The organism is Stutzerimonas chloritidismutans AW-1, from assembly GCF_000495915.1.
GTDB classification, from domain to species: Bacteria; Pseudomonadota; Gammaproteobacteria; order Pseudomonadales; family Pseudomonadaceae; genus Stutzerimonas; species Stutzerimonas chloritidismutans.
The window spans coordinates 42,543-53,835 of sequence record NZ_AOFQ01000027.1; the positions used below are offsets into that span (position 1 = coordinate 42,543).

Annotated in this window: 15 protein-coding genes and 2 tRNA genes; 8 read left to right on the plus strand and 9 right to left on the minus strand. The window is 61.8% G+C overall.

Annotated features, from left to right (window positions below):
* Positions 1-69: 69 nt before the first annotated feature.
* The 4 genes from F753_RS34080 to F753_RS34095 are packed head-to-tail and all read left to right on the plus strand — an operon-like array spanning position 70 to position 4,863.
* Complete coding sequence (locus tag F753_RS34080) at positions 70-933, plus strand: MBL fold metallo-hydrolase (protein WP_023444998.1); 864 nt, start codon at positions 70-72, stop codon at positions 931-933.
* 23 nt (positions 934-956) lie between these two features.
* Complete coding sequence (locus F753_RS34085; protein WP_023444999.1) at positions 957-2,705, plus strand: bifunctional protein tyrosine phosphatase family protein/NAD(P)/FAD-dependent oxidoreductase; 1,749 nt, start codon at positions 957-959, stop codon at positions 2,703-2,705.
* Positions 2,702-4,480 (plus strand): SulP family inorganic anion transporter, encoded by a 1,779-nt coding sequence (locus F753_RS34090; protein ID WP_023445000.1) that lies wholly within the window; start codon positions 2,702-2,704, stop codon positions 4,478-4,480. Before F753_RS34085 ends, F753_RS34090 begins: the two co-directional genes overlap by 4 nt.
* Positions 4,477-4,863, plus strand: a complete 387-nt coding sequence (locus tag F753_RS34095) for a rhodanese-like domain-containing protein (RefSeq protein WP_023445001.1) — start codon at positions 4,477-4,479, stop codon at positions 4,861-4,863. Before F753_RS34090 ends, F753_RS34095 begins: the two co-directional genes overlap by 4 nt.
* 73 nt (positions 4,864-4,936) lie before the next feature.
* Here F753_RS34095 and F753_RS34100 read toward each other — a convergent pair whose 3' ends face one another.
* The 4 genes from F753_RS34100 to F753_RS34115 are packed head-to-tail and all read right to left on the minus strand — an operon-like array spanning position 4,937 to position 6,321.
* Positions 4,937-5,137, minus strand: coding sequence for a YgaP family membrane protein (locus tag F753_RS34100; protein ID WP_003299529.1), 201 nt, complete (start codon positions 5,135-5,137; stop codon positions 4,937-4,939).
* Positions 5,138-5,150: 13 nt separating this feature from the next.
* Positions 5,151-5,570: a YeeE/YedE family protein gene (locus F753_RS34105; RefSeq protein WP_014820815.1), complete on the minus strand. Its 420-nt coding sequence runs from the start codon at positions 5,568-5,570 to the stop codon at positions 5,151-5,153.
* 2 nt (positions 5,571-5,572) lie between these two features.
* Complete coding sequence (locus F753_RS34110; protein ID WP_014820816.1) at positions 5,573-6,007, minus strand: YeeE/YedE family protein; 435 nt, start codon at positions 6,005-6,007, stop codon at positions 5,573-5,575.
* Positions 6,004-6,321, minus strand: a complete 318-nt coding sequence (locus tag F753_RS34115; RefSeq protein WP_003299535.1) for an ArsR/SmtB family transcription factor — start codon at positions 6,319-6,321, stop codon at positions 6,004-6,006. Before F753_RS34115 ends, F753_RS34110 begins: the two co-directional genes overlap by 4 nt.
* Before the next feature lie 183 nt (positions 6,322-6,504).
* On the opposite strand from F753_RS34115, the gene F753_RS34120 reads away from it, so the two are divergent.
* Positions 6,505-6,795, plus strand: a complete 291-nt coding sequence (locus F753_RS34120) for a metal-sensing transcriptional repressor (RefSeq protein ID WP_023445002.1) — start codon at positions 6,505-6,507, stop codon at positions 6,793-6,795.
* 223 nt (positions 6,796-7,018) lie between these two features.
* Here the strand turns inward: F753_RS34120 and F753_RS34125 are convergent.
* Positions 7,019-7,094, minus strand: a tRNA-Gly gene (locus tag F753_RS34125).
* Positions 7,095-7,111: 17 nt separating this feature from the next.
* Positions 7,112-7,187 (minus strand) — tRNA-Glu (locus tag F753_RS34130).
* A 217-nt stretch (positions 7,188-7,404) separates the two neighbouring features.
* Between F753_RS34130 and F753_RS34135 the strand changes: the two genes are divergently transcribed.
* Entirely contained in the window at positions 7,405-8,172 is a 768-nt protein-coding gene (locus F753_RS34135) for a hypothetical protein (protein WP_245218637.1), read from the plus strand.
* Positions 8,173-8,208: 36 nt separating this feature from the next.
* Positions 8,209-8,886 (plus strand): glutathione S-transferase family protein, encoded by a 678-nt coding sequence (locus F753_RS34140; protein ID WP_023445004.1) that lies wholly within the window; start codon positions 8,209-8,211, stop codon positions 8,884-8,886.
* Positions 8,887-8,949: 63 nt separating this feature from the next.
* Here F753_RS34140 and F753_RS34145 read toward each other — a convergent pair whose 3' ends face one another.
* The 3 genes from F753_RS34145 to msrB all read right to left on the minus strand — a co-directional run bounded on the left by F753_RS34145 (position 8,950) and on the right by msrB (position 10,836).
* On the minus strand, positions 8,950-9,840 hold the full coding sequence (locus tag F753_RS34145; protein ID WP_023445005.1) for an ATP-binding protein: 891 nt from the start codon (positions 9,838-9,840) through the stop codon (positions 8,950-8,952).
* An 88-nt stretch (positions 9,841-9,928) separates the two neighbouring features.
* Complete coding sequence (locus F753_RS34150) at positions 9,929-10,411, minus strand: glutathione peroxidase (RefSeq protein ID WP_023445006.1); 483 nt, start codon at positions 10,409-10,411, stop codon at positions 9,929-9,931.
* A 26-nt stretch (positions 10,412-10,437) separates the two neighbouring features.
* Positions 10,438-10,836, minus strand: a complete 399-nt coding sequence (gene msrB / locus F753_RS34155) for a peptide-methionine (R)-S-oxide reductase MsrB (protein WP_003299543.1) — start codon at positions 10,834-10,836, stop codon at positions 10,438-10,440.
* 123 nt (positions 10,837-10,959) lie between these two features.
* Here msrB and F753_RS50180 point away from each other — a divergent pair.
* Positions 10,960-11,293: transposase family protein (locus tag F753_RS50180; protein WP_167332063.1), on the plus strand; the 334-nt coding region annotated here is incomplete at its 3' end.

Here is an 11,293-nt window from a genome sequence, read left to right on the forward strand (position 1 = left end):
CTAAATCAGGGCTAACATCACTCCACATATATACCCCCACCGGTATCAATCTTGGAGAGGAGCGCGCCCATGAATGCCAATATCGAACCCTTCTTCGATCCCGCGACTTTCACCTACAGCTACGTGGTCAGCGATCCGCAGACACGCCAATGCGCGGTGATCGATTCGGTGCTGGACTACGATCCGGCATCCGGCCGTACCTCCCATGCTACCGCCCAGCGTCTGGTCGACTATGTATGCGAGCAGGACCTCAAGGTGCAGTGGCTGCTGGAAACCCACGTGCACGCCGACCATCTGAGCGCCGCGCCGTACCTCAGGCAGCAACTAGGTGGTCAGCTGGCGATCGGTGATCGCATCACCGTGGTGCAGGACACCTTCGGCAAGCTGTTCAACGCCGGTACCGGCTTTGCGACCGATGGCCGCCAGTTCGACCACCTGTTCCACGATGGCGATACCTTTCAGGTCGGCAACATCCAGGCGCGCGCCATCCATACCCCGGGCCACACCCCGGCCTGCATGACCTATGTCATCGGTGATGCGGCGTTCGTCGGCGACACGCTGTTCATGCCCGATTACGGCACTGCCCGTTGTGATTTCCCGGGCGGCGACGCGCGCACGCTGTACCAGTCGATCCAGAAGCTGTTCGCCCTGCCGGGCGACACACGGGTATTCATGTGCCACGACTACAAGGCGCCCGGCCGTGAAGAGTTCCTCTATGAAACGACCATCGCCGCCGAACGCGAACACAACGTGCACGTGCACGCCGGCATCAGCGAGGACCAGTTCGTCTCCATGCGCACGGCACGGGATGCCACGCTGGGCATGCCTACGCTGATCCTGCCCTCTGTGCAGATCAACATGCGCGGCGGCGAGCTGCCCGAGCCGGAAAGCAATGGCACGCGCTACCTGAAGATTCCCCTGGACGTGCTGTAGCCCCAAGCGTGGAGGACGTCGACATGCAAACAATAAAACGACTGACCCCTTTCATCTCCGTCGCTGCCCAGTTGCAACCGGCGGACATGGCGCTGCTGGCCGGCAGCGGATTTCGCTGCGTCATCAACAACCGCCCGGACAACGAGGACGAAGGCCAGCCGTCCAGCGAGGCCATGCGCACCGCCGCCGAGGCGTCCGGCCTTGAGTACCATCATCTACCGGTCGTATCCGGGCAGATCACTGATGCCGACGTCGCGGCCTTCCGAGCGCTACTGGCGCGGATCAAGGGGCCAGCACTGGCATTCTGTCGCACCGGGACACGCTCGGCCTCGCTCTGGGCACTGGCCCAGGCACATCACCTCGATCCGCAGGTGTTGCTGCAGACAGCCCAGCAAGCCAGTTACGACCTCAGCGGCCTGCTGCCACGCATGCAGGGTTACTGGCAGTCGACAACCGATCTGCCGCTGCCGGGCGCTTCGAAATTCGCCGTCACGCCGCGCTACGACGTCCTGGTGATTGGCGGCGGCGCGGCCGGCTGCGCCGTGACAGCCAGTTTGCTCAAGCGCGACCCCGAACTGCGCGTCGCAATCATCGAACCCCGTGAACAGCACTACTATCAGCCCGGCTGGACGCTGGTAGGCGCCGGCGTGTTCGACCGCGCCGCCACCGAGCGCGCGATGAGTCGCTGCATTCCGTCCAAGGCGCAATGGATCCGCGCGGCTGCCGAAGCCTTCGAGCCGGAGCACCAGCAAGTGGTGCTCGAAGACGGCAGTCGCATCGGCTATCGGGCGCTGGTGGTCTGCCCGGGCCTGAGCCTCGACTGGGACGCCATCGAAGGCGCCCGCGACAGCCTCGGCAAGTTCGGCGTGACCTCGAATTACGCCTTCGAACTGGCGCCCTACACCTGGCAACTGGTGCAGAACCTGCGCGGCGGCAAGGCGCTATTCACCCAGCCACCCATGCCGATCAAGTGCGCCGGCGCACCGCAGAAGGCGATGTACCTGTCCTGCGATCACTGGCGCCAGCAAGGCGTGCTGAAGGATATCGAGGTCGACTTCTGTTCGGCTGGCGCGGTCCTGTTCGGCGTCGCAGACTTCGTGCCCGCGCTGATGCAGTACGTCGAGCGCTACGGCGCGCGGCTGAACTTCAACCACAATCTGGTGGCTGTCGACGGACCGGCGCGCAAGGCCTGGTTCAAGGTGACCGACAGCGCCGGGCAAAGTACCACGGTGGAGCGTGAGTTCGATCTGCTGCACATGGTGCCACCGCAGCACGCACCGGACTTCATTCGCCACAGCGCCCTGGCCAACGCCGACGGCTGGTTCGAGGCCGAGCACGAGACGCTGCGACATCCGCGCTTCGGCAACGTTTTCAGCCTCGGCGATGTGTGTTCCGCGCCCAACGCCAAGACCGCAGCAGCGGTGCGCAAACAAGCACCGGTGGTCGCCGAAAACGTGCTGAGTGTGCTCAAGGGCAGCGGCCCGCGGGCGATCTACGATGGTTACGGCTCCTGCCCGCTGACCGTCGAGCACGGCAAGGTGATCCTCGCCGAGTTCGGCTATGGCGGAAAGCTGCTGCCGACGTTCCCGCTCGACCCGAAAGTGCCGCGCCGCCTGGCCTGGAAGCTGAAGACCCAATGGATGCCGTCGATCTACTTCGAGATGATGCTCAAGGGCCATGAATGGCTGGCCGAGCCGAAGCATCTGGACTTCGAACCGCGCCCGGCCGAGGCACCCGACGCTTGCGACTTCACTCAGGAGAAGAAGGGATGAAGCAGCGCTTGGCTCGCTACATGCCCATATTGGAGTGGGTCAGGCACTATGATCGCGCGGCCGCGGCCAAGGACAGCCTGGCCGCGCTGATCGTAACGCTGATGCTGATCCCGCAGAGCCTCGCCTACGCCATGCTCGCCGGCCTGCCGCCAGTGACCGGCCTGTACGCCAGCATGCTGCCGCTGATCGCCTATACCCTGTTCGGCACCAGTCGCACCCTGGCAGTCGGCCCGGTGGCAGTGGTATCGCTGATGACTGCGGCCGCCTTGGGACCGTTGTTCGCCCCGGGTAGCGCGGAATATGCGGGCGCGGCCATGCTGCTGGCGCTGCTCTCCGGCGCGGTGCTGCTGCTCATGGCCATGCTGCGCCTGGGCTTTCTGGCGAATTTCCTCAGCCATCCGGTGATTTCCGGCTTCATCAGCGCTTCGGGCATCCTCATCGCTCTCGGCCAGCTCAAGCACATCCTCGGCATCTCAACCGGAGGTGAAAACGCCGTGGAGCTGGTTTGGGGCCTGCTCGGAGCATTGTCGCAAATGCATCTGCCGACATTCATCGTCGGCACGACGAGCCTGCTATTTCTCTACCTGGTGCGCAGCCGCCTCTCCACTTGGCTGCAGCGTTTGGGTATGAGTCCGCATATCGCCGGCACGCTGAGCAAGATCGGGCCGGTCGCTGCCTTGCTGCTGGCGATAGCGGCGGTCAGCGTCTTTCAGCTCGCCGATGCCGGCGTGCGGGTAGTCGGTGCGGTGCCTGGCGGCCTACCCAGCATGAGGCTGCCGACGCTGGATATGACGCTAGCACTGCAACTGCTGCCTGCGGCGGTGCTGATCAGCCTGGTCGGCTTCGTCGAGTCGGTTTCCGTGGCGCAGACCCTGGCGGCCAAGCGCCGCGAACGCATCGAGCCTAACCAGGAACTGGTCGCGCTTGGCGGCGCCAATGTCGCCGCGGCCGTCAGTGGTGGCTTTCCGGTAACCGGCGGCTTCGCCCGCTCGGTGGTCAACTTCGATGCTGGCGCACAGACGCCGCTGGCTGGTGCGCTGACCGCAGTGGGCATCGGCCTCACCGTGCTGCTGTTCACGCCACTGGTCCGCAATCTGCCACACGCGGTACTGGCCGCGACGATCATTGTCGCTGTGCTCAGCCTGGTGGACCTCTCCGCCCTGCGCCGCACCTGGCGCTACTCCCGACAGGACGCAGCGGCCATGGCTGCCACCATGCTCGGTGTGCTGCTGATCGGCGTGGTAAGCGGCATCCTGCTCGGTGTCGGCCTATCGCTGTTGCTGTTTCTCTGGCGCACCAGCCAGCCGCATATTGCCGTGGTCGGCCAGCTGCCGGGTAGCGAACATTTTCGCAACATCGAGCGCTTCGCCGTAATACAGAGCCCGAGGGTGCTCTCGGTGCGCGTCGACGAGAGCCTGTATTTCCCCAATGCGCGCTTCCTCGAAGACCGCGTCGCCGAGCTGATCGGGCGCTACCCGCAGGCCGAGCACCTGGTGCTGATGTGCCCAGGCGTGAACCTGATCGACGCCAGCGCCCTGGAGAGTCTTGAGGCCATCACGGCCCGCCTGCACACCGCAGGCATCCAGCTCCATCTTTCCGAGGTCAAGGGGCCGGTCATGGACCGATTACAGAACACTGATTTCCTCGCTCATTTGGGCGGTCAGGTTTTCATCAGCCAGTACGAAGCGCTGCTCGCACTGGACCCGGACACCACCCACCATGCCCGTGAACGGCAGCGTGAATGTTTTGGCAACATCAAGGAGAACGCAGGATGAAGAACGCACATGACCTCGTCGAACTGGCCCGGGCCCACATACAGGAAGTCGCAGTCGCGGATGCCGACGCCGCGATCCAGGCAGCGGACGTGCTGATCGACGTGCGCGAGGCGGATGAGTTTCGTGAGGGCCATATCGCCGGCGCCCTCAACATTCCGCGGGGGCTGCTGGAGTTCAAGCTCAGCGGCACACCGGAACTCGCCGCGCGCGACATGAACATCGTGCTCTATTGCAAGACCAGCGGTCGCGCCGCACTGTCCGCAGCAGCGCTGCAGGACATGGGCTACCTGCATGTCCAGTCGATCGCCGGCGGGGTTGACTTCGACGCCTGGGTCGGCGCGAACAAGCCCGTTGTGAAGCCGAGCCTGCCCAGTTTCGAATAGCCGGATCGCAGCGCGCAGACAAAAAAAGGCCGACATCGATGTCGGCCTTTTTGCTGTGGAGCTTCGCAGACTCTCAGGACTTGGAATCGCACGCCTTGCAAGTCTTGATACCGAGCAGCGTATAGGCTGGGCAGAAACGGAAGATGCCAGTCGCCAGCGGCAACAGACCGATCCAGCCCCAGGCACCGATCACGCCGCCCAGGCTCAGACCGATAAGCACCAAGCCGACAACGATGCGCAGTGCCCGATCAATGGTTCCAACGTTGACTTTCATAAAGACCTCCCGGTCAGCAAGCGCGCCGGCGTTCCAGCGCGGAGAACAACAGCATTCCGCCAAGCATGGCGAGAACGAAAAGCACGACCTGCCAGTGCCCGCCGAGCAGCATGGCGATGGCCGGGCCCGGACAGATGCCAGCGATTCCCCAGCCCACACCGAACAGCAGACTGCCACCGATCAGCCTGCCATCCAGCTCGCGCTTGGTTGGCAGCTGCATCGGCGCATCGAGCAAAGAGCGCTCGTGTTTCCTCGCCCAGGTGAAAGGCACCAGCGCCGTAGCGATGGCACCGACCATCACCAGCGCCAACGAGGGATCCCAGGCGCCCGCCAGATCAAGGAAACCGATGACCTTGGCCGGGTTGGCCATTCCGGAAAGCAGCAGCCCCAGCCCGAATAGCAGACCAGCAGCAAATGAAGTCAACTTGCGCATGCTCAGCCTCCCAACAGATGACGTAGTACATAGACCGTGGCGAAGCCGGCGACCATGAATGCCACGGTCGCCACGATGGAGCGCGGTGACAGTCGCGAGATCCCGCAGACCCCATGCCCACTGGTGCAACCGGAGCCGTAGCGAGTACCGACGCCGACCAACATCCCGGCCACCAGCAAACCGATCCAGCCGGACTGAAACTCCATCGCTGGCAGGGTGCCAAACAGCATCCAAAGGAGCGGCGCGAGCAGGATGCCGAGCAGAAACAACAGTTTTTCGCTTCGCCCCTCGCCCCCCGTTTCCAGCAGGCTGGCAAGCAGCCCGCTGATCCCGGCGATTCGGCCATTGAGCAGGACGAACAAGCTGGCCGCGGCACCGATGAGGACACCACCAGCCAATGCCGCCCAGGGTGTGAAGTTGATCCAGTCGATGGTCATTGCTTGCCCCCTTCGCAGAACAGCTGATAAAGCGTCGTGATCACCGCCAATGCTTCAGCGCTGCTGATCCGGTAGTAGACCTGCTTACCTTCGCGGCGCGTTGCAACAAGCCCCTCCCGGCGCAATACGGCGAGCTGCTGCGACAGCGTCGGCTGCTGAATGCCCAGCAGCTGTTCCAGCTCGGAGACATTGCGCTCGCCCAGCGACAACTGGCAAAGCAGCAACAGGCGGTCAGGGTTGGCCAAAGCCTTCAGCAAAGCCCCCGCGGACGCCGCATTGGCGCGCAGTTGCTCGATATCCAGATCGGCAGTCATAGGTCAGCGATCAAACATTTAAGATGATGACAATATATTTTTTTATATATTGTTTGGCAAGCCCTGACCGAAAGAAGTTGGCCGCCAGCGGCGGCATCGCTAGCATGCCCCTACCCGTATATGAGCCGCGACCCTAATCGGAATCTTCGCAGGCTCTCCATCCAGTCATGTCGAGGTAGCCGCATGAATGACCAGACCCTCCCCGTGAAATCCGCAGAGATGCAGGCCCAGCAGCAGGCCATGCTGAAACGTTTAGCGAGAGTCGAGGGGCAGGTGCGCGGCATCCAGGCAATGATCAAGCGAGGCGAAGATTGCGAAGCCATCGCTCAACAGTTTTCCGCTGCTCGTAGCGCGCTGGACAAAGCCTACCGGCTGATGCTGACCTGCCTGATCGAAGAGGCGCTGCACGACCAGACGCAAGATACAGGCGAGACCCTGGAACGGGTGCGCAGCATCTTCACCAAATACACCTGAGGGGACGCCCACCACCTTGAGCCTCCTCCGGCAGCCCGCCGCGCGATGCAGTAGGCTGGCCTGAGGTAGCGGACGGCGCCAGCGCATGGCAAGCCACGCAGGCGCTGGGCATAAAGATCAGCAAGAGCTGAGATCTGAAAGGGATCGACTGAAACGAAAAAAGCGACCCTGAGGTCGCTTTTTTCTTTCTTCGATCACCTTGAAAAGGTCACCGAAGAGAATTTGGAGCGGGAAACGAGACTCGAACTCGCGACCCCGACCTTGGCAAGGTCGTGCTCTACCAACTGAGCTATTCCCGCATTATCTACAGCAAAAATGGCGTCCCCTAGGGGACTCGAACCCCTGTTACCGCCGTGAAAGGGCGGTGTCCTAGGCCACTAGACGAAGGGGACGTTGCCCGGAAACCACAAGCTTCATTCCGGCCTGCAGCGCTCTGTTTGGTGCTTCACGCTGCAAGTGGCGCGCATTCTATGGAGGCCCTCGGGAGTCGTCAAGCATAGTTTTTAAAAAAATTTGAAGGCCATACCTGGGCAGCACGTAGAGCTATCGGCCACATCATCAAGCCACTACACTCAAGCGAAAAACCAGCGGCTCGAGAGGTGCAGTCAAGTGTCTCCATTAATGATCACTGCGTTGATCCTGGTCGGTGTGTTCCTGCTGGTCGGCATCGTCTACACCATTCAGATCGTCGAAAAAGGCAATCTGGAAAAGGCCCGTAAACGGGCTGACCTCACTGACCGCTGCCGCCGCTGCGCGGAGCTGTCCGACGGACTCCCGGGACAGATGATGACACCCGCGCTGAAGCTATTGCTGACCCGCCTCGAACTTGCGCTGAGCGAACGCCTGCGGCCGGTGGACAAGGGCAATGACAAACTGAGCGCGCGAATGCAGACGCTGCAGGCCGAGCTGGCCAAGGGCGAAGCGATCGAGATGCGCAATGCTCCGCGGCAGATCGTGACGGAAGCACAGGCCAAGGAAAGCCGCTTCATGCTCGAAGATCTCCACGCCCAGATCGTTCGCGCCACCAAGGACGGCCTGATCGATCAGGCCGAAGCCAAACGCTGGGTGCAGGACATCCAACGCATGCTGGCTATCCTGCACATCGAGTTCTTCACCGGCTTGGGCAAACTTGCGCTGCAACAGAACCAGCCGCAACGCGCACGCCTGGCCTTCGAACGAGGCATTCAGCATATTCGCCGCCAGCCTGCACCGGCGCCTTATCAGAGCCAGCTCAAACAGCTGGAAGCCCTCCTCGCACATGCCGACGCTTTGGTGTTGAAGAACAAGGTGCCCAAGACAGACGAGCCCAACGAGCTCGCCGAAGGCATGAAGGCGTTCGATGACGAAGATCTCTGGAAGAAAAACAACGTCTATTGATAGCTCATCAGCCCTGATCTGCTACGGAGAAATCCCATGACCTTGACCGTGTATGGCGTTCCCCTCTCACCGTTCGTGCGCAAGGTGCGCCTGTGCCTCAGGCAAAAGGGGCTCGATTATCAGCTAGAGACGGTCATGCCCTTCACGCCTCCGCAATGGTACCTGGCCATCAATCCACTGGGACGCATCCCGGCGCTCAAGGACGGCGACTGCACCCTCGCTGACTCCAGCGTGATCTGCCAGTACCTCGAGGAGGCCTATCCCGATACGCCTGCCCTTTACGCTAGCAACGCGCAGGAACGCGGGCGGGTCCGCTGGCTGGAAAAGTACGCAGACTACGAGTTGGCACCTCTGGCCACCTTTACCGTTTTCCGCAACCGCATCCTTAAGCCGACCGCCGGTCAAGCCTGCAATGAAGAGGCAGTGCAGGCCGCGCTGAAGCAGAAGCTACCGCCGCATTTCGATTACCTTGAGCAGCAACTCGCCCAGCGGGAGTTCCTCGTCGGCAACCAACTGTCGATGGCGGACATCGCCGTCGCCTGCCAACTGATCAACATGGCGCACGGTGGCGAACAGCTCGACGCGCAGCGCTGGCCCGACCTCGCAGCACATCATGCACGCATGCTGGCATTGCCATCGGTCGCGGGCATCCTGCCGGACGAGCAGCGCATGAACGCCAAGCTCAAGGAAATGGGCAAGGCCGCTACCGCCTGAGTTCCGATCACGCCCGCTGTGAAGTCACGCAGCAGGCCGCCTTGACGACCTCAGCAAATACGTTCAGCCTCGCGCTTCGAGCAGACGCTTACCCACCCACTGCCGAGCGTACTGGTAGGCGCAGCGACCGTTGCGGTTGCCGCGCCCGGTTGCCCAACGAATCGCATCCTTCTCAAGGGCTTCGCTCCACGCCCAATCGAGGCTGGCCCGCCGCGCCAACGAATCGATCCAATGGCGTACCACACTGAGGTAGTGCTGCTGGGTGAAGGGGTAGAACGACAGCCACAAACCGAAGCGGTCGGACAACGCGATCTTGTCTTCCACCGCTTCGTTCGGGTGCAGTTCGCCGTCGACCATCTGCCAGTTCTCGTTGTCACTCTGACGCTCCGGGACCAGGTGCCGGCGATTAGACGTGGCGTACAACAGCACGTTCTCCGGCGCACGCTCCAGCGATCCATCCAGCACACTCTTGAGCACGCGATAGTCGCCCTCTCCCGCCTCGAACGAGAGGTCGTCACAGAACAGGACGAATGCCTGTCGTAACCCGGCCAACAGTTCGACAACGCGTGGCAGGTCCGCCAGATGGTCACGCTCGATTTCGATCAGACGCAGCCCATCCGCGGCGTATTCGGCCAGCAACGCGCGAATCAACGACGACTTGCCGGTGCCACGGGCGCCCCACAACAGCACGTGGTTGGCCGGCAATCCATCGACGAACTGGCGCGTGTTGGCGGACAGCAGATCGCGCTGGCGATCAATGCCGATCAGATCAGCCAGACTCAGATCCAAGCTGACTTCCAGCGGTGCCAGAAAGCCGCTGCGAGCATCACGCTGCCAGCGCGCCGCAAAGGTACGATCCCAATCGATGACCGCTGGCTGGGCAGGTAGCAGCGGCTCGATACGCGCCAGCAGTCCCTCGGCACGCTGCAGGAAGGCTTTCAACTCGACATCCATGATGACTCCAGAGACGAAAAGGCCCGGCTGAACCGGACCCGACAACAGGCAATCAGGCAGGCGAAACGCAACCTCACTTAAGCAGCAGTCAAAGCAATGTCTCGATTTCCGCGGCCATTGCCTCCGGCGTGGTGCGAGAGGAAAAACGCCTCACCGCCCTACCCTGGTCAGAGATGAGAAACTTGGTGAAATTCCACTTGATCGCCTTGCTACCCAACAGCCCAGGTGCGCGCTTTTTCAATTCAATGAAGAGCGGATGAGCATCCCCACCGTTCACCTCGACTTTGGCAAACAGGGGAAAGGAAACGCCGAAACGGCGTTCGCAGAATGCTGCGATTTCCTGCTCGCCGTCTGGCTCCTGCTTGCCGAACTGGTTACAGGGAAATCCGAGCACCATCAATCCGCGCTCGCCGTAACGCTGCCACAACGCTTCCAACCCCTTGTATTGCGGGGTAAAACCACACTGACTGGCCGTATTGACCACCAGCAACACCTTGGCATCGAAATCCGCGAGCCTCTTCTGCTCGCCCTCGATGGTGACGCAGGGAATGTCCAGCAATGGGTCGTGCATGCGAGGCTCCTTGCAACCGACGATGCTCAGGCTTCGCGCGGCTTCAGGTTGAGAGAGGCGGAATTGATGCAGTAGCGCAACCCGGTCGGCTGCGGGCCATCGGGAAAAACATGACCGAGGTGAGCATCGCAGCGTGCGCACCTGACCTCGATCCGGTGCATACCGTGACTGAAATCATCCAGGCTGGCGATAGCGGTATCACTGACCGGCTGGAAATAGCTGGGCCAGCCGCAGCCGGAATCGAACTTAGCATCCGCATCGAACAGTGGCGTGTCGCAGCAGGCGCAATGGTAGATGCCAGGTGTCTTCGTGTCGTTGTACTTACCCGTGAAGGGACGCTCGGTGGCGCCCAGCCGGCAGATCTGGAACTGCTCATCGGAGAGTTCCTCGCGCCAGACGTCGAGCGGTTTTTCCAGCTTGTCCATCGATACACTCCTCAGCTCAAAAAAGGTTCTTCGCGGAGTCTGGGGGAAGAGCGAGTTGACAGTCAGGGAAGCAGGTAAATTGGCAGTCGCCAAACACACCCTTCACCTGTCCCTGCTGTCGCCGTGCATCCTATTGATCTTGCTGCTTTCTGGCCAGGCTACGACGCCGTTGCCTGTCGCCCATCTACCGATAACACCCTCCTCATTGAGCTTGAACCTCAAGCCGGCTCTCTTCCTAAGTGCGGGCGTTGTGGCCAGTTCAGCCCGTTGATTCACGATCGCCGGATTCGTCTGGTGCGTGATCGTGATCTGTTCGATCAGCGCGTCCTGCTTCAACTACCAGTGCGCCGAGTCGATTGCCTGAGTTGTGGGCGGGTGACCGAGCGGATCGACTGGTTGGAGCCAGCATCTCGGCTGACCCAGCGGTTACGGATATGGCTCCCAAACTTGCTGCGGC